Below are 19,862 nucleotides of genomic sequence, written 5' to 3'. Positions count from 1 at the left end.
GGCTAGGCCCTCGACTGCCCTCCGGTCGAGCAAATTGTCGACCTATCACCTGAGTGACTGACCTCACACGATGAGTAATCGGGAGCCACTCTGCAAATCGGACACCCGTACGAATAATCGGTTGACGAACCGTCACCCTCTGCGACAGCTTGCTAGCAGCCTCTGCGCGTGAGCTTCACAGATCTTCCACGCGCAGCTGATCCGACACTTCCGTGGGGGACTCACCATGCCTGCCGCTCCGCCCGGAGCTCGCTCCGGCGCGCGCTCTTCCGACCACTCGTCCCGGCGGTCCGTCGCCGCTGCCGTCGGCCTTCTCCTCGCCCTGACCTCGGGGGCACCGGTCGCCTTCGCCGCACCGGCCTCCGCGCCGACACCGGCCCCGCCCACCAGCTCCTCGCCCGGCCTCTCCGCGATCATGGCCGAGGCCGACGCCAAGCGGGCCGACGAGAAGACCGTGTCCGCTGCCGCCAACAGAGCGGCCGCCCGCGCCAAGGCGACCGGAAAGCCCGTCCCGGTGCCGGAGCTGACCGATGCGTTCAGCGAGACCGTCGCCACCCCGCAGGGACACCTCTCCCGCAGCCAGCACGCCGACCAGCAGCGGGCGAAGCAGCCGGACGGCACCTGGGCCAAGCTCGACGCGACCCTCGTCGCCGACCCGGCGGGCGGGTACCGGCCCAGGGTCGCGGCGTCCGGCGTCCATCTCTCGGGCGGCGGCCCCGGACCGCTCGGCACGCTGAGCAGCCCGGCGGGCGAGACGCTCGCCATCCAGTCGCCGTTCCCGCTCACCACACCCACCGTGGACGAGGACGGCGACGGCCTCGTCTACCCGGAGGTCGCCCCCGGCGTCGACCTGAAAGTGACCGCGTCCGCCACCGGCGGTCTCAGCACCGTCCTCATCGTCAAGACCCCCGAGGCGGCGACCGACCCGAAGCTCCAGAAGGTCCGCTTCGGCACCACCACCAAGGGCGTGACGGTGAAGGCGGACGCGGCCAACAACCTCACCGCGAGCGCGACGGACGGAACCGTCGCCTGGCATGCTCCAGCTCCCCGGATCTGGGACAGCTCCACCGCGGCCGCTCCCCCGGCCGGCAAGTCCGCGCGGGCCGCCGCAGGCGTGGACGGCGCGGACTCCGGCACACCTGGAAAGTCGCCCCGGACGAGCACCGCGGACGGACCGGGCGTCGACGCGAAGGTCGCCACCATGGCCACCACCGCCACCGCGGACGGCATCGAGGTGGTCCCCGACCGGTCCGTCCTCGGCCAGGGCCAGGGCCCTTGGTTCATCGACCCGGTCTGGCAGTACGACCGGCGCGAGGGAAACGCCTGGACGTGGACGCAGTCGGGCCATCCCTATGACTCCAACTACCTGAAGACGACTGCCACCGGCCAGGCGTACGACCACCCCGGCGTGGGCTACCAGGGGTACCAGACCGTCAAGGGTGTCGAACGCTCCTACTTCCAGTTCGATACCCGTTGGTACAACGACATCTACATCCACCGGGCGACCATGTCGGTCTGGGAGTACGAGTCCGCCGACCACTCCTGCACCAACAAGTACCCGGTGGACCTGTACCTGACCGGGGGGATCGACAACGGGACCACCTGGTCCAACCCCCCGGCGGTCGTCGGCGACCGGGTCGGCTCCACCGACGTGGCCGGATCCGGCGGCAACGGCTGCCACGACAACCTCCAGTTCGACTACGACGTCACCTCCGCCTACCAGAACTACGCACCGTCGCGGGACTCGCTGACCTTCGGCCTCTTCGCCCGGGACGAGCAGAACAAGCTCGCGTTCAAGCGGATGGACTACCGGCCGGTCGTCGTGGTCGAGTACGACCGCTACCCCGAGACCCCCACCAATCCGAACGCCTGGCCGGCCCCCAGCACCGCCGATCCCCGGACCACCAACCAGGGCTGCGACGGCTCCTCCCTGGGCTGGATGAACTCCTCGGCCGGGTTCAACGGCAACGTCTCGCTGAACGTCAACGTGCACAGCCCGATACAGAACACGCTCAGGTCCTGGACCCACATCTGGGACTACTCACTGCCCGGCGCGCCGGACGTGGCGAGCGGCAACTCGGAGGAGGTCCCCAACGGAGGGGTCGCCGGCTTCCCGGTGCCGCCCGCCGTGCTCACGGACGGCCACGTCTACGGGTGGGGCGCCCAGTCCTACGACACCCTGATCGACGCGAAGTCCGAGTCGACGCCCACGTGCCGGTTCGGCATCGACCTCACGCCGCCGACGCTGAGCGTCCCGAACGTCTACAGCCAGCTGTCCGAGGCCGACCTGGCGAACCAGTTCCCGCCCTCCGGCAACGGCCAGGTCTCCAAGAAGCGCTCCGGTGAGTGGGGCGTCGTCCCGTTCACCGCGGCCGACGCGGCGCCGAACGGCGGTTCCCCCTCCGGTCTGGTCTGTGCCCGCTGGTCGTGGAACCCACAGCTGGCGGGCGCGAGCTGGTCCTGCGGCGCCTCGTTCCCCCAGGGCGGCATCGGCGTCCTTCCGACGCACTGGGGGACCAACATCCTCTACCTCCAGGTGATGGACAACGCGAGCAACGTGTCGCCGATCGCCCAGTACGCCTTCTACGTCCCGTGGAATCCGGACGGACCTCCGCCGGCCTTCGGCGACCTCACCGGTGACAGCGCACCGGACATCCTCACCCCGGATCAGTCCGGCTACCTGCGCACCTACAACGCGCCCGGGAACCCCCACGCCACCAGTCCGGCCGTGGCGGTCGCCGCCACGGCGGCGGACTCGCCGACGGGGCAGGGCTGGAACAACATCCAGCTCACCCACCGGGGCACCCTGACCGGTGGGCACAACGTGGACGACGTCATCGCCCATGCTCCCGGGGACACCAACCTCTGGGTCTACGGCAACCCCAACAACGACAACGTCGTCGGACGGATCAACTCAAAGGCCAAGCTCACCAAACCGCAGTGCGTGGTGACGGCGACGGAGACCTGCGCCTGGTACACGGCGGCCGGCTACAACGCCGCGAACTGGTCCACCACCCTGCGGATAGCCGCTCTGGGGGACCCGGTGCACACCGACCTCGACGCCGGCCTGAAGTTCAGGAACAGGACGGGCCTGCTCACCGTCGAGAGCACCGACAACGGGGCGGACGCCGCGCTCTGGTACTACCCCGCCACCGGGACAAACACCCTCGGCAAGCCGGTCCGGCTGGCAGCCTCCGGGTGGAAGGACAAGGAGCTCATCACCCCCGGCGACTGGGCGAAGCAGGGCCACCCCGGCCTGTGGGCGCGCAACCTGCGGACGGCCGCCGACGGGGCACAGGGCGACCTGTTCGCCTACACCCTCACCACCGGTACGGTGGTCGCCACCAACGACCAGGGCCAGCCGGTCCTCGATGACAACGGTGCACCCCTGACGGTGCCGACGCTGACCCAGATCGCGACCACCGCGAAGATCGGCGCGGTGCCGGTGGACGGCTGGCCGGTCCTGGGCTCCGACGGTGACCTCACCGGATCCGGCCACCCGACGCTGTGGGGCAAGACCGCGGAGGGCCGGATCGACGTGTGGTGGGGACAGACGACCGACCCTGGCACCGCCAACGCCGGCTTCGCCTGGCAGGTCGGCCCCGAGACGATCGGGGACACCGGGGTGAATCCGCTCTGGTGGGCGCTGGACGGCCGCAGCGGCGGCGACACCGGTGACACCAACGCGCTGTACCCGAAGGAGAACATCGCGCGCACCACCGATCACAACGGTGCGGCCAACAAGGCCACCGCCTTCGACGGCACCAAGGTCTACCGGTCGACCGCTCCGGTCGGCCCGACCGCCGAGAAGCCCGGTCTGGACACCACGCAGAGCTACACCGTGGCCGCCTGGGCGAAGCTCGACAACACCAACGACTACCAGACCGTCGTCTCGCTGGCCGGCCAGGACCGGAGCCCCTTCTACCTCCAGTACTCGGCCCAGTTCGGCAAGTGGGCCTTCGTCTTCCCGGAATCGGACAACTACCACACCGGCACCTACTACGCGGTGGTGGACGACGGCGCTCGGCCGTCGCCGCTGACCGGTGTCTGGACCCACCTGGTGGGGACGTACAACGCCGGCACCGGTGTCGCGACGCTCTTCGTCAACGGCCGGGCGGCGGGTTCCGCGAACATCCCCGGAGTCTGGAAGACCAACGGCACGGTGAACATCGGCGGCGATGTCACCTCCCGCTACCCCGGCCCCAGCGATCGACTGAGCGGCGCGATCAGCGACGTCCGGCTCTACCCGTACGCGCTGACCGACCAGCAGGTCAACGCCCTGGCCACCACCGCCGCCAGTGTGCAGATCCACAGCGCCTACAGCCCCGGCAAGTGCGTCGACAACTGGGGCGGCGGTCTCGGTGCCTACGCCGCCGTACACGACTGCTACAACGGCGACAACCAGCACTTCACGCTGACCGAGAAGAACCAGCTGAAGGTCCCGGGCACCGATCGCTGCCTCGGCACCAAGGACGAGCCCGCGCACTGGGGCAGCAACGTCACGGTCCAGCCCTGCGGTGACCCCACGACGCAGACCTGGGTGCGGCAGTACGACGGTTCGCTGTACAACCCGGACTCCGCCACCTGCCTCGAACTGCCGGGGTGGAACACCGGCAACGGGGCCGCGCTCGGGGTCTGGCAGTGCAACGGCGCTCCGAACCAGCGCTGGTACTTCGAGGCTCAGACGCGCTGAGCCCTGAGGCGCACGCGTACGGCCCCCTCCCGAGTGGTGCTCGGGAGGGGGCCGTTCGTCGTTGTCGAGGGGGTCAGACCGAGGCGGGTGGGGCGGTGGCGGTGCCGGCGGCGGTGCCGAGGGTGCGTTCGGCCTTGGCGACGGCGGCGCGGTAGTAGAGGGAGGCGAGTTGGGAGGAGGGGTCGTCGCGCTGGTAGAAGCCGTAGGAGAGGGCGACGGTGCCGAAGCGTTCGACCGCGAGGTAGCCGCTGAGCGGGACGCCGGCGAGGGTGCCGTCGAGACGGACGGCGGGGGCGTCCTTGCGGTCGCCCAGGGTGACGGGGGTGACGGTGAAGGTCACGGAGGCGTCGGTCCCGTCGTTGAAGGTGAGGCTGTGGCAGTCGGTGAACGCGTCGGACACCACGGTGAGGTCGCTGGTGAGTTGGGTGGCGTCCTCGGCGGTGAGCGACTCGGTCAGCATCGGGTTGCCGTCGGGGCCGTCGAACTCGATCTCCTGGTGCGGCAGTTGAGAGGACGGCCCGGATTCGTTCCCGTTCAGCAGGGCGCGGAGCGCGTCGCAGCCGGCGACCGGGGAGGCGCCGCCCGCCGCCGTCGGGCTGTCGGCGACCGGGACTTCGGAGAAGTTCGGGCCGAGTTCGGTGTTGCTCAGCAGGGCCGCCTTCAGCTGGTCGGCCGTGGGGAGCTGGCCGGCCGGCGCGGCCGCCCGGATCGTCACGGCCGACGGAGCCGCGGAGCCGGTGGCGATACCGGCCGCCCCGAAGGTGAGCACGGTGACCACGGCTGCGGCGGTGAGGGCGAGGAGAGGCCTCGGGTGAGACATACGGCCCCCGATCGGGAGTCGGGCAGGGACAGGCACTCAGTGTCCCACCGGGCCTGCGGCCGCGCCCGCCCACGCGACATCGTCGCAGGTCAGGCCGTAGGGAGGCCAGGACGGGACGGGTCTGCGGGCAGGGCGGCCCGGGTCTCGGTGAGCCACTCCACCCAGAAGGACTCCAACCCGATTCCGGCCCGCAGTACGGCGTGCCGCAGCCGGTCCCCGTCGGCCGGCTCGTCGCCCTCGGCGGGCCGGCCACCCTCCGCCGCCCGGCCCGACGGGAAGTCCCGCCGCTCGATCTCCCGGTAGTCGGCCAACTGCGCACGGTGCAGCGCGAGGTGGCGGGCCAGCTCGGCGTCGAGCCCGGCAGTGCCGACCACCGCCGCCGCGCGCAGCCGCAGCAACAGCGGCTCGCGGACGGCCTTCGGGTCGTCCCCGCCGGCCGTCCACCGTTCGAGCTCGGCGCGGCCGGCGGGCAGGACGTCGTACTCCTTCTTCTGCCCCCGCGCCGGACCGTCCTGCGGGAGCGCCCGGATCAGCCCGGCCGCCTCCAGCCGGCCGAGCTCCCGGTAGATCTGCTGGTGGGTGGCGGACCAGAAGAACCCGATCGACCTGTCGAACCGCCGGGTCAGCTCCAGCCCCGAGGACGGCTTCTCCAGCAGGGCGGTCAGGATGGCGTGCGGCAGGGACATGCCCCGATCCTAGATCCCACCGGAGCACCCGCCCCCGTCAGATCGTGGCGGCCAGTTCGGTGCCCTGCTTCACGGCGCGCTTGGCGTCGAGTTCGGCGGCCACGTCGGCGCCGCCGATCAGGTGGGGGGTGATGCCGAGCTCGCGCAGGGCGGCGTCCAGGTCGCGGCGGGGTTCCTGGCCGGTGCAGAGGACGACGGTGTCCACGGGCAGGAGCTGCCGTTCGCCGTCCACGACGAAGTGCAGGCCGGCGTCGTCGATCAGCTCGTAGCTCGCGCCGGCGACCATGGTGACGCCGCGGTGCTTGAGCTCGGTGCGGTGGATCCAGCCGGTGGTCTTGCCGAGGCCGGCGCCGACCTTGGTGGCCTTGCGCTGCATCAGGTGGACGCTGCGCGGGGGGCGGGGCGGCTCGGGGCGGGTGAGGCCGCCGCGCTCGCGGTACTCCGGGTCGATGCCCCACTTGCGGTGGAACACCGGCGGGTTGAGGCTGGCGGCGTCGCCCTGGTCGGTGAGGTACTCGGCGACGTCGAAGCCGATGCCGCCCGCGCCGAGGACGGCGACCCGCTCGCCGACGGGCGCGCCGTCGCGCAGCACGTCCAGGTAGCCGACGACGCTGGGGTGGTCGATGCCCGGGAGGTCGGCCGGGGTGCGCGGGGTGACGCCGGTGGCGAGGACGATCTCGTCGAAGCCCTCGGCGGCGAGCTGCTCCGCGTCGACCAGTGCGCCGAGACGCAGCTCGACCGCCAACTCGGCCAGCCGGGTGCGGTAGTAGCGCAGCGTCTCGTCGAACTCCTCCTTGCCGGGGATCCGCCGGGCCACGTTCAGCTGCCCGCCGACGGTGTCGGCGGCGTCGAACAGGGTGACGGCGTGGCCGCGTTCGGCGGCGGAGACGGCGAACGCGAGCCCGGCCGGGCCGGCGCCGACGACGCCGATCCGCTTGCGCCGCTTGGTCGGTGCGAGGACGAGTTCGGTCTCGTGGCAGGCGCGCGGGTTGACCAGGCAGGAGGTGATCTGCCCGCTGAAGGTGTGGTCCAGGCAGGCCTGGTTGCAGCCGATGCAGGTGTTGATGGCGGCGGAGCGGTCGCGCCGCGCCTTGGCGACGAAGTCGGGGTCGGCGAGCAGCGGGCGGGCCAGCGAGACGAGGTCGGCGCAGCCGTCGGCGAGCAACTGCTCGGCGATCTCGGGGGTGTTGATGCGGTTGCTGGTGACGAGCGGGATGCCGACCGAGCCCATCACCTTCTTCGTCACCCAGGCGTAGGCGCCGCGCGGGACGGAGGTGGCGATGGTGGGGATCCGCGCCTCGTGCCAGCCGATGCCGGAGTTGATGATGGTCGCGCCGGCCGCCTCGACGGCCTGGGCGAGCCGGACGACCTCGGCGAGGGTGGAGCCGCCGGGGACGAGGTCGAGCATGGAGAGGCGGTAGACCAGGATGAAGTCGGGGCCGACCCGTTCGCGGACCCGGCGGACGATCTCGACCGGGAAGCGCATCCGGTTCTCGTAGGCGCCGCCCCACTCGTCCTCGCGGTGGTTGGTGGCGGCGGCGGTGAACTCGTTGATCAGGTAGCCCTCGGAGCCCATGATCTCGACGCCGTCGTAGCCGGCCCGCTGCGCGAGGGCGGCGCAGCGGACGAAGTCCTCGATCGTCTGCTCGACCTGCTCGGCGGTGAGGGCGTTCGGCACGTAGGGGCTGATCGGGGCCTGGAGGGCGCTGGGCGCGACCAGGTCGGGGTGGTAGGCGTAGCGGCCGAAGTGCAGGATCTGCATCGCGATGCGGCCGCCGGCGGCGTGCACGGCGTCGGTGACGACGCGGTGCCGGTCGGCCTCCGCCTCGGTGGTGAGCATGGCGCCGCCGCCCCAGGGCCGGCCGGCCTCGTTGGGGGCGATGCCGCCGGTGACGATCAGGCCGACGCCGCCGCGGGCGCGCTCGGCGTAGAACGCGGCCATCCGCTCGAAGCCGTTCGGCGCCTCTTCCAGGCCGACGTGCATCGATCCCATGATCACGCGGTTGGGGAGGGTGGTGAAGCCGAGGTCGAGCGGGCTCAGCAGGTGCGGGTACGGCTTCCGGGCCCGGTGGGGGTCGGTGCTCATCGGCGTCTCCTGTGCGGCGTGCGGCGGCTCGTTGTTACCACACGGTAGGGGACGTGGAGCCGAGTATGCAACTAGTTGCATAAACGCGCCCTCCGGGGGACGACGGCCGGCCCCGCCCGGCCGCGTCCGAAGTTGCCTGACCACTCGTCAGCTCGGGGCCGGATGTGCGTAGGGTTCCTCCTCGGCGGGGGTTCGGAGGAACCCCGGGACCGGTGGGGGTTCGGAGAACCCCGGGGAGGGGACGACTGTGCGAGGCGGATCGATAGCCGTGGTCGGCGGCAGCATCGCGGGGTGCGCGTTCGCGCGGGCGGCCGCCCGGGGCGGGGCGGAGCGGGTGGTCGTGCTGGAGCGCAGCCCCGGCCGGCTGGAGGACCGCGGCGTCGGCCTCTGCGTGCTGGAGGACCGCTTCGCCGAACTGGCGAGCGCCGGCCACCTCGACGACGGCATGCGGTGGCACCGGCTGACCGAACGGCACTGGCTGGCGCGCGATCCCGACGGCGGGGGCGGACCGCGCGGGCGGCTGCTCTGGGCGCAGGAGATGCCGTTCCGCTCCTACCACTGGGGCGTGCTCTGGCAGTCGCTGCGCGAACGCACCCCGGACAGTGTGGAGTTCCGGCTCGGCGAGGCCGTCCCCGCCGTCGGGAACGGCACCTCCGGTGCCGGCGCCCCGGGCACCGGCACCGACCACGCCTGGGTGACCGGCGCGGCCGGCGGACGCGAGCCGTACGACCTGGTGATCGGCGCCGACGGCTACCGCTCGGTGGTCCGCGAGGCCGTCTGCCCCGAGGCCCGGCCCGAGTACGCGGGCTACGTCTGCTGGCGCGGCAGCTTCGACGCCCGGCTGCTGGACGGGCTGCCCGGCGGCGCGGCACTCTGGCCGGAGCACGAGGTGATCACGGTCTGCTACCCCGGCGGCCAGGTGGTGCTCTACCGCATACCCGGCCTGACCCCGGGCTCCACCCAGGTCAACTTCGTCTTCTACGCGCCGACCCCGGCCTGGCTGCGGCCGGGCGACCCGACCAGCGTCCCGGCCGGCGCGCTCACCGGCGGGCAGTTCGAGGAACTGGCCGAGCTGGCCGAGCGGCACCTTCCCTCCTACTGGGCGGGGGTCGTCGCGCTCTCCCCCCGCGAGCGGACCTTCATCCAGCCGATCTACGACCTCGCGGCGCCGCGCCGGACCGCCGGGCGCCTACTGCTGGCCGGGGACGCGGCCACCGTCGTCCGCCCGCACAACACCAGCGGCGCGGTCAAGGCGGTGCAGGACGCCTGCGCCTTCGAGGACGCCTGGCGGGCGGCGGACTCCTGGGCGGAGCTGCTGCCCGCGTACGACCGCGAACGCGGCACGGTGGGGCGGGAGATGGTCGAGGTCGGCCGGCGGCTCGGGCGGGCCCAGGTGACCGGGGCGCCCGACTGGGCGGCCATGGACGAGGACGCGATGACCGCGTGGTGGCGCCAACAGGTCGCCGGTACGGGCGGGTTCGGCGGCCACGCGCTCGGCCGTCCACCGACGGGGTGTCAGAACTTCTGATTGTCACCGTGTTTCACCCCCGGACCGGCGCGCCGACGGTCCGGGGGTGGCTCTGGCGCCTCAGACGTTGACGCCGTAGTCGGTGGCGATGCCGCGCAGGCCGGAGGCGTACCCCTGGCCGATGGCGCGGAACTTCCACTCGGCGCCGTTGCGGTACAGCTCGCCGAAGACCATCGCGGTCTCGGTCGAGGCGTCCTCGGAGAGGTCGTACCGGGCGATCTCCTGGCCGTTGGCCTGGTTGACGATCCGGATGAACGCGTTGCGGACCTGGCCGAAGCTCTGCAGGCGGGCGTCGGCGTCGTAGATCGACACGGGGAAGACCACCTTGGCCACCCCGGCCGGCACCGCGTCGAGGTCGACCCTGATCTGCTCGTCGTCGCCGTCGCCGCCACCGGTCAGGTTGTCGCCGCTGTGCTCGACCGAACCCTCGGGGCTGCGCAGGTTGTTGAAGAAGACGAAGTGCTGGTCCGAGACCACCTTGCCGAGCGCGTTGCAGAGCAGCGCGCTCGCGTCCAGGTCGTAGTCGGCCCCGGTGGTGGTCCGCACGTCCCAGCCCAGACCGACGATGACGGCGGTCAGGCCCGGCGCCTCCTTGGTCAGCGAGACATTGCCACCCTTGGCCAGCGAAACTCCCACGATGCCCTCCTCGGTTGCTCTCCCTCCGAAAGAATCTACAACACTGTAGAGATCACGAGAATCCATCCGACCTGATGCGCCCCCGTCGTGCGCCCCCGGCGGCACCCACCCGCGCGCGCCCCGGCCGCCCGACGTGCTCCCGACCCTTCGCCGGCCCGCTCCACCGCTACTCGCCGGGCGCCGCCGCCGCCCCCGCGAGCACCTCGGCGACGTGCGGCGGCAGCAGGCAGGCCTGCCGCGCCAGCAGATCGACGAAGGCCGCCGTCAGCGGATCCGGCCGGGTCCGGGTGTACGCCGCGAGCGGGCGCCGCACGGGCGGCTCGGGCAGGCGGACCAGGCCGTCGAAGCCCGGCGGGACGAGGTTGGCGGGCACCAGGGCCGGCCCAAGCCCGGCCGCGGCCAGCAGCGGCGCGGCGGCCGTCTGCTCGGTCCGCACCGCGGCCCTCGGCCGGAACCCGGCCTCCGCGCACGCCCCGTCGAGCAGGTCGGCGAGGCCGTTGCCCGGCGCGTAGTGCACCCAGTCGCGCCCGGACAGGTCCGCCAGCCGGACCACCCGGCCCGCCGGCACCGCGTCCGGTTCGGCCGGCAGCGCCAGCACGAACTCCTCGACGCCCAGCTCCCGGATCGGCCCCTCCCAGTCCGGCGGCGGCGTACCGACCGCGACGTCGGCCTGACCGGCCGCCATCGCCGCGCGCAGCTCGTCGTTGTGGGCGTACTCGCGCAGCCGGATCCGCACCTTCGGGTGGAGCCGGTGCCAGGCCCGCAGCACCGGCGGCAGGATGCCGAGGCTGATCGAGTAGACGGTGGCGAGTTCGAGCTCGCCACCGTCCAGACCGGCCGCGAGACGGGCCGCGGTGCGCAGGCGCTCGGCGTCGGCGAGCGCGGCGCGGGCGTGCGGGAGCACCGCCCGGCCCATCGGCGTCAACCGGACGGCACGCGGCAGGCGCTCCAGCAGCGTCCCGCCGACGGCCCGCTCCAGTGCCCGTACCTGGTGGGAGAGCGCGGGCTGGGTGACGTGCAGCAGCTCGGCGGCCCGGGTGAACGAACCGGTGTCGACGACGGTCACCAGGTATTCGAGCTGTCGGAGAGTGGCCATGCACAGAGTTTATGGCTCGGCGAAAAGACAAGCCTTGGACGCATCGGTGCAGCTCGGCGCAGGGTGGAACACGAAACCGCCCCCCTTCTCCCGGAGTATCGATCATGACCGCCACCTCCCCTGCCACCGCGCCCGCCCTCGCCCCCGCCGCCCTCGAAGGGCGCCGCGTCGTGGTCGTCGGCGCCGGCTCCAACACCGGTCGCGCGCTCGCCCGCACCGCCTCCGCGGCCGGCGCCGAACTGGTCCTGGCCGGCCCCGACCCGCGCAAGCTGGAGTGGACCGCCGGCGAGCTGTCCGGCCCGTCCCGGGTCGTCCCCGTGGACCTCACCGACGAGGCGTCGATCGCCGCCCTCGCCGCCGCGACCGGCCGGTTCGACCACCTGGTCTCGACCGCCGCGATGCCCGCCAACGGCCCGCTCGCCGCACTCGAACTCGTCGACGTCCAGCGCGCGTTCGCGGCCAAGGTGGTCGGCCCGCTGCTGCTCGCGAAGCACCTGGCCGGCCAGGCCGCGACCGACGGGCCGGACGGCGCCTCGTTCACCTTCTTCTCCGGCGTCGCCGCCTGGCGCCCGGCGCCCGCCCGCACGGTGATGGCCGCCACCAACGGCGCGCTGGCCTTCCTGGTGCAGGCCCTCGCGGTCGAGATCGCCCCGGTCCGGGTCAACGCCGTCTCCCCCGGCATCGTGGACAGCGGCGCCTGGGACCGGATGGGCACCGACAAGGAGCCGTTCCTGCGCGCGGTCGCCGAGCGCAACCCCGCCCGCCGGGTCGGCAGCCCGGACGACCTGGTCCGCGCCGTCCTCTTCTCGATGGCCAGCCCGTTCGTCACCGGAACGGTCCTGCACGTGGACGGCGGCGGCCGCCTGGTCTGACCGCGAAGGGCGTGGGCGGAGCCGTGGGCGGAGCCCGGTGCCCCGCCCAGGTGGCGGAGCACGCGCTCCGGCCACGCCGCGAGGTCCGGCCTAGACTGGCCGTGCGGGCCAGGACCCCCGCGCGGGAGGTGCCGTGCGCCGCCGGTACAGCTTCCACCTCGACCGGGCGGGCCGGTCCGTCACCGTGAACGTCCGCTCGGGCTGGATCACCGAGACCGAACTGCTGGTGGACGGCCGGGAGTGTGCCTTCCACCGCGTCCACGGCCACGGCCTCTACCCGCTCACCCTGGCCGTCCGGCTGCCCGAGGATCCCCCGCTGCCGGTCTCGGTCCGGCTGGAACGGACCGGCTCGGCGGAGCACCCGCTCACCTGCACGGTCGACCTGGACGGCACCGTCCACCCGGTGCCGGAACGCGTCGAGCAGTGAGGCGTTCCGGCACCGGGCGTTGAAGGCCGGGCGGCGTGAGCCCGGCGTCGAGGGTCGGGCGTTCCGGCGCCCGGCGGCGAGGGCCGGGGTGTGAGGGCCGGCCTTCCGGCGCCCGGCCGCGGGGGCCCGGCGATGAGGCCCCGCGGCCGGCCGCTACCCCGCCAGGGACCGCTCCACGATCTCCTCCACCGCCGCGCGGGCCCGGGCGGCGTCCGCCACGACCAGGCCGATCCGGGTCCGCCGGTCGAGCACGTCCCCGGCGTCCAGGGCGCCCTCGTGCGTCACCGCGTAGGCGATCTCGGCACGGGTCACGTCGATGCCCTCGGCGATCGGCTCGGCGCCGCCCGCCGCCAGGACCTCACGGGCCGCGCCGCCGTGCCGGGCGAGCAGCGATGCGGGCACGCCGCCCTCCGGCACCGGCCGGCTGTCCCGGTGCCCGGGCGCGCCGACCAGGGGCAGCCGGGCCGTCCAGCAGTCGCGGGCCGGCAGGCCGCGCAGGCGGACGGCGGTGTCCACCGCGTCCTCGGCCATCCGCCGGTAGGTGGTGAGCTTGCCGCCGACCACCGTGATCACCCCGGACGGGGACTCCAGCACCGCGTGCCGGCGGGAGATGTCCGCCGTGCTGCCGCCGCCGGTGTCGATCAGCGGCCGCAGCCCGGCGTAGGCGCCGCGCACGTCCGCCCTGGTCAACTCGGTGGCCAGGGCCGCGTTGACGGTGTCGAGGAGGAAGTCGAGCTCGGCCTCGGTCGGCTGCGGCTCGTCCGGGACCGGTCCCGGCGCGTCCTCGTCGGTCAGCCCGATCGCCACCCGGCCGAGCTGCTGCGGCAGCGCGAAGACGAACCGGCTGGTCGAGCCCGGCACCGGCACGGTGAGCGCGGCGACGGGGTGGCCGAGCGCGGCCGCGTCGACCAGCAGATGGGTGCCCCGGCTGGGCCGCAGCCGGATCGACGGGTCGACCTCGCCCGCCCAGACGCCGGTGGCGTTGACGACCGCGCCGGCGGTGACGACCAGGGACTGCCCGGTCAGGCTGTCGACCAGCCGGACCGAGCTGCCGGTGACCTCCTCCGCCCGGACCCGGGTCAGCACGGTGGCGCCGTACTGCGCGGCCGTCCGGGCCAGTGCCACCACCAGCCGTGCGTCGTCGACCAGTTGACCGTCGTGCGCGACCAGCGCACCCGCCAGGCCCACTGACCTTACGCCGGGCACCAGTTGGCGGGCCCGGGCGGCGTCCACCCGGCGCATCCGGGGCAGCACCGCCCCGGGCGTGCGCGCGCTCACCCGCAGCGCGTCGCCCGCGAGGAAACCGGCCCGGACCAGCGACGCCTGCCCGGGGCGCAGCAACCCCGGGAGCAGCGGGACGAGTTGCGGCAGCGGGCGGACCAGGTGCGGGGCGGTGCGGGTCATCAGCACGCCGCGCTCGACGGCGCTCTCCCGGGCCACGCCGATCCGCCCGGAGGCGAGGTAGCGGAGGCCGCCGTGGACCAGCTTGGAACTCCACCGACTGGTGCCGAAGGCCAGGTCGCGGGCCTCGACGAGGACGACGCGGAGTCCGCGCGCGGCCGCGTCCAGCGCCACGCCGACGCCGGTCACCCCGCCGCCGACGACCAGCAGGTCGACGGCCGGGGTGGCGGCGAGCGCGTCCAGCTCCACCTCCCGCCGGCGGGAGCTGAGTCGGGTGGTTCCGGCGAAAGGCCCGGCGTTGATCGTCATGGCGCGAGGTATCCGTTCGTCACGGCGTGCAGGGTATGACGCGAGCGGTCAGGGGGCGTTCGACTGCGGGGCAGGCAGCCGCGCGACGGGCCGCCGCCCCGGCCCGAACCCCGCGAGCGGTCACGGCGCGAGGTATCCGTTCAGCGCCCGGGCCAGCTCGCGCCGCCAGGCCGCCTCCGGCAGCAGCTGCGCCACCATGCGGTGCGACTGGACGGTGGACTGGGCGATCAGCAGCACCATCGCGGCCAGCTCGACGGGCTCGCCGGCGCGGACCGAGCCGTGCGCCTGGCCTTGCTCGATGCCCCTGCGCAACGCCTCCAGCAGCCCGAGCTGGCTGGTGCCGAGCCGCTCGACGACGTACTCGAAGAGCGCGTCGGAGTCGGCCGAGCGCAGCAGGGCGGCGAGCACCGGGTGGTCGCGCAGCCGGACGGCGACCTCGACGACGCCCTCGACGAAGGCGGCGCGGTCCTCGCCCACCAGCGGGACGGTGGCCTGGGTCGCCAGGATCTCCCGGGTGAGCAGTGCCCCGATCACCGCCCGGACGTCCGGCCAGCGCCGGTAGACGGTCGGCCGGCTGACCCCGGCGCGCCGGGCGATCTCGGCCAACTGCGTCCGGCGCACGCCGAGGTGGACGATCAGCTCGGCGGCGGCGTCGAGAATGGCGTCATCGGTACTGCGCGGCTCGGCCGCACGCGACTCGGCTCCACGCTGCGCAGGGCCGCGCGCCTCCGCGCCGCGCGCCTCCGCGCCGCGGGACTCCGCGCCGCGGGACTCGGTGCCCGCCCCGGGGCCGACCGGGCGGCCGTCGTGATCATCGTTACTACTTGACATGATGTGTGAAACTGTAACGCATGGCACCTGAGACGCAAGCGGGACCGGCCCACGCCGCGCTGCCGCTCCCCCCGATGAAGTGGGACGCCTGGGGCGACCCGGCCCTCGCCAAGGAGCTGTCGGCCGACATCAAAGCCCTGCTGGCCGCCGCCCTCGGCGTCACCGGCGACGCGGCCCCCGGGCCCGCCGCCGAGGAGGTCACCCTGCGGCCCTCGCGGCTGACCGAGGCGGACCTGAAGGCGCTGGCCGCCGTGGTCGGTGAGACCCACGTCAGCGCGGCCCCCGCGGACCGCCTCCCCCGCGCGGGCGGCAAGTCCACCCCCGACCTGCTGCGCCGCCGCAGCCGCGAGCCGCAGGACGCGCCGGACGCCGTCGTGCTGCCGGGCGGCGAGGACGAGATCGCCGCCCTGCTCGCGCTCTGCGCCGAGCGCCGGATCGCCGTGGTCCCGTTCGGCGGCGGCACCAGCGTGGTCGGCGGGCTCGACCCGGAGCGCGGCGGCCTCACCGCCGTCGTCTCGCTCGACCTGCGCCGCCTCGACGGGCTGCTCGACCTGGACGCCACCTCCGGCGAGGCCGTCCTGGGCGCGGGCCTGACCGGCCCGGCGGCCGAGGCGCTGCTCGCCGAGCACGGCTTCGAACTCGGCCACTACCCGCAGAGCTTCCGCTTCGCCACCATCGGCGGCTTCGCGGCCACCCGCTCCTCCGGCCAGGACTCCGCCGGGTACGGGCGCTTCGACGAGATGGTGCGCGGCCTGCGGGTCGTCACCCCGGGGGGCGTGCTGGACCTCGGCCGCGCCCCCGCCTCCGCCGCCGGCCCCGACCTGCGTCAGCTCTTCCTCGGCTCGGAGGGCACGCTGGGCGTGATCACCGCCGTCCGCGTCCGGATCCACCCGGTGCCCGCCGTGAAGGCCTACGAGGCGTGGTCCTTCCCGGACTTCGCCACCGGCGCGGCCGCACTGCGCGCGGTCGAGCAGCAGGACACCGGTCCGACGGTGATCCGGCTCTCCGACGAGGCCGAGACCATGGTCAACCTCGCGATGACGGAGAAGATCGGCGGCGAGCCCGCCGTCACCGGCTGCCTTGCGGTCACCGTCTTCGAGGGCTCCGCCGACCAGGTCGCGACCCGTCACCGGCTCACCCGGGACGTCCTGCTCGCCGCCGGCGCCACCTCGCTCGGCGAGGCACCGGCCCGGGCCTGGGAGCACGGCCGGTTCAACGCGCCGTACCTGCGGGACTCGCTGCTGAGCGCGGGGGCGCTCTGCGAGACCCTGGAGACCGCGACCGACTGGCGACGGCTCGCCGACCTCCGCCTCGCGGTCACCACCGCGCTGACCGGCGCCCTGCCCGCCGCCCTCGTGCTCTGCCACATCTCGCACGTCTACCCGACCGGCGCCTCGCTCTACTTCACCGTCGTCGCCGCGCTCGGCGAGGAGCCGCTCGCCCGCTGGGCCGTCGCCAAGCGCGCCGCCGGGGACGCCATCCTCGCCAACGGCGGCACCATCACCCACCACCACGCCGTCGGCGCCGACCACCGGCCCTGGATGGCCGAGGAGATCGGCGAGCTGGGCGTCCGCATCCTGCGCGCGGTCAAGGCCGAGCTGGACCCGGCGGGCATCCTCAACCCCGGCAAGCTGATCCCATGACCGACCGGAGAACCATCACGCGGGTCGTTCTCCTCACCAACCCGGCCGCGGCCGCCGGCCACGCCGAGCCGGCGGCCCGCCGCGCCACCGACCGGCTGCGCGCCCTGGGCGTCGAGGTCGACGCCCGGGCGGGCTCGTCGGCCCAGGAGTCGCTCGACCTGGCCCGCGCGGCCGTCTCCGCCGGCTCCTGCGACGCCCTGGTGGTCGTCGGCGGCGACGGCATGATCAACCTCGGCCTCCAGGCCGCCGCGGGGACGGAGGTCCCCCTGGGCGTCGTCCCGGCGGGCACCGGCAACGACCACGCCCGCGCGTACGGGCTGCCGCGCGGCGAGCCGGAGGCGGCGGCCGACGTCATCGCCGCCGGCCGCACCCGCACGGTGGACCTCGGCCGGATCACCTCGGCGGACGGCACGCGGCGCTGGTTCGGCTCCGTCCTCGCCAGCGGCTTCGACTCGCTGGTCAGCGACCGCACCAACCGGCTGCGCTGGCCGCACGGCAGGATGCGCTACAACCTCGCCATCCTGGTCGAGTTCGCCAACCTCCGCCCGCTCCCCTTCCGCCTCACCCTCGCCGACGGCACCGTCATCGCGCGCGACCTCACCCTCGCGGCCGTCGGCAACACCAGCAGCTACGGCGGCGGCATGCTCATCTGCCCCACCGCCGACCCCACCGACGGCCTGCTCGACATCACCCTCGTCGACGCCATGCCCCGCCACCGCATCGCCCGCTTCTTCCCCACCCTCTTCAAGGGCACCCACGTCGATCACCCGGAGGTCACCACCCACCGCACGCCCTCGCTGCGGATCGACTCCCCCGGCATCACCGCCTACGCCGACGGCGAGTTCATGGCCGCCCTGCCGGTCGACGTCGAGGCCGTCCCGGGCTCCCTGCACCTGCTCACCCCGGCCTGAAATCCGGCCTGAGACCGCCCTGAAACCGGCCTGAGGTCCGGCCCGGGCTGTCCCACCCCTCTTCCGGGCAACGAACGCCCCTGCTTCGGCGGGACTCGCCGCGACGTCCGGGGCGACGAGCCGAGCGTCCCCGGCCCCCGCGCAGGATGTCGGACCGGCCGACTTCCTGTGCGGAGGTGCCGGGCGGAGGGGGCCGGGGCCTCCGGGGCCCTACCTCCCGGAAGTCACCAGCCGCGGGACCGGTCCGCCGCTGCCGCCCGCAGCCGCCTCACCTCGGCGATCAGGCGGGGGACGTCCTGGCGGGCGGCCGCGATGAAGTCGATGTCCGCGTCGAGCCTCGGGTCCTGTCCGGGCAGTCGGGCGCCCTCGACGAAGCGGCTGACGTGGATCTCGTCGTCCGGCCCCGCCTCGGGGCGGACCTGGATGAAGCTGTCGCCGCCGACGCCGTGGCGACCCTCCAGCCAGGCGGTCCACGGGCCCGGCGCCGCCGCGGCGGCGCGTCGTTCCATTGCGCTGAGGTCTTCCTCGGTCAACGGTCCGTCAGCTGTCATGCGCCGATCCTCCCGTCACCCCGCCCGGATGTCCACGTGCCGGGCCCGGGGACGGGCGTCATCCGGCCGGTCCCGAGGAACGGGTGCGCGCGGATGCTCCTATAGACGTCAAGCCGCAGGAGCAAGGTCGGGTTGGGTGATTCGTGAGGTTGGAGTGCTGGTCAGTGCGCGGTAGACCTCGCGGGCGACGAAGCGCTTGAGGCAGCGCGTGATGTCCTTCTTCGACAGTCCTTCCTTGGTGCGGCGGGCGACGTAGGCGCGAGTGCGTTCGTCGTAGCGCATGCGGACCAGCACGATTGTGTGGAGGGCGTTGTTCGCGGCCCGGTCACCGCCTCGGTTAAGGCGGTGACGGTGGGTGCGGCCCGAGGAGGCGGGGATCGGTGCGACGCCGGCGAGGTGCGCGAACGCTCCCTCGGAGCGCATCCGTTCGGGGTTGTCCCCGGCCGATGCGAGAAGCTGGCCGGCGGTCTCGGGGCCGACGCCGAACAGCGCGAGAAGGTCGGGCGCGGCTTCCCGGACCAGCGGGCCGATCTCGGCGTCAAGCTCGGTGATCTCCTCGTCCAGCGCCTGGTGGCGGCGGGCCAGGCACCGCAGGGCCGCCTTGGTCGCGGCCAGAGGTGTCGACAGGTCCGTACCGGGCCGCAGCCGGGCGAGTGTGCGTATCAGGGCGGCCCGTTCCAGCCCCGCGAGCTGCTCGCGCAGGACCGCCGGAGCGGACACGAGCAGGCCGCGGATCTGGTTCATCGCCTGGGTGCGGGCCTTCACCGCGCTGCGGCGGCCTACCCGCAGCACGCGCGCGGCCTCGACCACACCGTCGCGGCTCTTCGGGACGCCGGTGGCCCGTCCCGAAGCCACCGCCGTGGCAGCCGCGTAGGCGTCGATCGGGTCGGACTTGCCCTTCAGCCGCCGGGTCTTTCGGTCCGGCCGGTCGACGTCGACGACCGTGACCCCCGCGGCGGCCAGCACCCGGGCGAGTTCGGCACCGTAGGCGCCGGTGCCCTCCACACCGACCGCGGTCAGGACGCCGTGCGAGCGCATCCAGTCCAGCAGGTCCCGGTAGCCGACGATGGTGGCTGGGAACTCCCGGTCGGCGAGGTGTCGGCCAAGCGAGTCGATCACCGCCGCGTGGTGGGTCAGGCCGTGAGTGTCGACTCCGCCGGTGATCTCCGGGCCGTCGTGCGTCATGCTGGTCATGTCCGTCCTTGTCGCTTGTCCGAGCCGAGGGCGGCACGCGCCGGTCGGGCGGGTGGACAAGACAGTGACGGGGCCTCTGGCCAGGCTCCTGACTTGTTGAATCGGACCCAGGCGCTCGGTCTGCAGCCGTAGCGTCCAGGGTGTCGGTCGGCACGGGCCCGCAGTGCTCCTTGCCGCC

At 73.7% G+C, this 19,862-nt stretch carries 15 protein-coding genes; 6 read left to right on the top strand and 9 right to left on the bottom strand.

Features of this window, described 5'->3' with window-relative positions:
* The first annotated feature begins 226 nt into the window (after window positions 1-226).
* On the top strand, window positions 227-4,693 hold the full coding sequence (locus ACZ34W_RS14405; protein ID WP_465603967.1) for a LamG-like jellyroll fold domain-containing protein: 4,467 nt from the start codon (window positions 227-229) through the stop codon (window positions 4,691-4,693).
* 73 nt (window positions 4,694-4,766) lie between these two features.
* On the opposite strand, the gene ACZ34W_RS14400 is transcribed toward ACZ34W_RS14405, so the two are convergent.
* From ACZ34W_RS14400 to ACZ34W_RS14390, 3 genes are all read right to left on the bottom strand, one after another.
* Window positions 4,767-5,513, bottom strand: coding sequence for a hypothetical protein (locus tag ACZ34W_RS14400; RefSeq protein WP_465603965.1), 747 nt, complete (start codon window positions 5,511-5,513; stop codon window positions 4,767-4,769).
* Window positions 5,514-5,602: 89 nt separating this feature from the next.
* Complete coding sequence (locus tag ACZ34W_RS14395) at window positions 5,603-6,199, bottom strand: PadR family transcriptional regulator (RefSeq protein WP_465603962.1); 597 nt, start codon at window positions 6,197-6,199, stop codon at window positions 5,603-5,605.
* Between the two features lie 37 nt (window positions 6,200-6,236).
* Complete coding sequence (locus ACZ34W_RS14390; RefSeq protein WP_465603960.1) at window positions 6,237-8,285, bottom strand: oxidoreductase; 2,049 nt, start codon at window positions 8,283-8,285, stop codon at window positions 6,237-6,239.
* A gap of 247 nt (window positions 8,286-8,532) precedes the next feature.
* Here ACZ34W_RS14390 and ACZ34W_RS14385 point away from each other — a divergent pair, with 247 nt between their 5' ends.
* Entirely contained in the window at window positions 8,533-9,813 is a 1,281-nt protein-coding gene (locus ACZ34W_RS14385; protein ID WP_465603957.1) for an FAD-dependent monooxygenase, read from the top strand.
* A gap of 60 nt (window positions 9,814-9,873) precedes the next feature.
* Here ACZ34W_RS14385 and ACZ34W_RS14380 read toward each other — a convergent pair whose 3' ends face one another.
* Window positions 9,874-10,449: a TerD family protein gene (locus tag ACZ34W_RS14380; protein WP_329490340.1), complete on the bottom strand. Its 576-nt coding sequence runs from the start codon at window positions 10,447-10,449 to the stop codon at window positions 9,874-9,876.
* A gap of 166 nt (window positions 10,450-10,615) precedes the next feature.
* Window positions 10,616-11,545, bottom strand: a complete 930-nt coding sequence (locus ACZ34W_RS14375; protein ID WP_465603955.1) for a LysR family transcriptional regulator — start codon at window positions 11,543-11,545, stop codon at window positions 10,616-10,618.
* Window positions 11,546-11,649: 104 nt separating this feature from the next.
* Between ACZ34W_RS14375 and ACZ34W_RS14370 the strand changes: the two genes are divergently transcribed.
* Both ACZ34W_RS14370 and ACZ34W_RS14365 read left to right on the top strand, forming a co-directional pair.
* Window positions 11,650-12,417 carry an SDR family oxidoreductase gene (locus ACZ34W_RS14370; protein WP_465603952.1) on the top strand — a complete coding sequence of 256 codons (768 nt, stop codon included), beginning with the start codon at window positions 11,650-11,652 and terminating at the stop codon, window positions 12,415-12,417.
* Window positions 12,418-12,550: 133 nt separating this feature from the next.
* A complete protein-coding gene (locus ACZ34W_RS14365) occupies window positions 12,551-12,844 on the top strand; it encodes a hypothetical protein (protein WP_329490337.1) in 294 nt (97 codons plus the stop codon).
* A gap of 153 nt (window positions 12,845-12,997) precedes the next feature.
* Here the strand turns inward: ACZ34W_RS14365 and ACZ34W_RS14360 are convergent, their stop codons facing one another.
* Window positions 12,998-14,554 carry a glycerol-3-phosphate dehydrogenase/oxidase gene (locus tag ACZ34W_RS14360; RefSeq protein ID WP_465603949.1) on the bottom strand — a complete coding sequence of 519 codons (1,557 nt, stop codon included), beginning with the start codon at window positions 14,552-14,554 and terminating at the stop codon, window positions 12,998-13,000.
* Between the two features lie 120 nt (window positions 14,555-14,674).
* On the bottom strand, window positions 14,675-15,385 hold the full coding sequence (locus ACZ34W_RS14355) for a TetR/AcrR family transcriptional regulator (protein ID WP_465603947.1): 711 nt from the start codon (window positions 15,383-15,385) through the stop codon (window positions 14,675-14,677).
* A gap of 20 nt (window positions 15,386-15,405) precedes the next feature.
* Between ACZ34W_RS14355 and ACZ34W_RS14350 the strand changes: the two genes are divergently transcribed.
* Together ACZ34W_RS14350 and ACZ34W_RS14345 are read left to right on the top strand one after the other, a co-directional pair.
* Window positions 15,406-17,028 (top strand): FAD-binding oxidoreductase, encoded by a 1,623-nt coding sequence (locus ACZ34W_RS14350; protein ID WP_465603945.1) that lies wholly within the window; start codon window positions 15,406-15,408, stop codon window positions 17,026-17,028.
* A complete protein-coding gene (locus tag ACZ34W_RS14345; RefSeq protein WP_465603943.1) occupies window positions 17,025-17,939 on the top strand; it encodes a diacylglycerol kinase in 915 nt (304 codons plus the stop codon). Before ACZ34W_RS14350 ends, ACZ34W_RS14345 begins: the two co-directional genes overlap by 4 nt.
* Before the next feature lie 224 nt (window positions 17,940-18,163).
* On the opposite strand, the gene ACZ34W_RS14340 is transcribed toward ACZ34W_RS14345, so the two are convergent.
* Together ACZ34W_RS14340 and ACZ34W_RS14335 are read right to left on the bottom strand one after the other, a co-directional pair.
* On the bottom strand, window positions 18,164-18,490 hold the full coding sequence (locus ACZ34W_RS14340; protein ID WP_465603941.1) for a hypothetical protein: 327 nt from the start codon (window positions 18,488-18,490) through the stop codon (window positions 18,164-18,166).
* 108 nt (window positions 18,491-18,598) lie between these two features.
* Entirely contained in the window at window positions 18,599-19,684 is a 1,086-nt protein-coding gene (locus ACZ34W_RS14335; RefSeq protein ID WP_465603939.1) for an IS110 family RNA-guided transposase, read from the bottom strand.
* Window positions 19,685-19,862 lie beyond the last annotated feature (178 nt).

Source organism: Kitasatospora sp. NPDC022856 (assembly GCF_055561235.1).
Note: the sequence above shows the minus strand (reverse complement) of the source record. Positions and strands in the feature narration are given on the sequence as shown.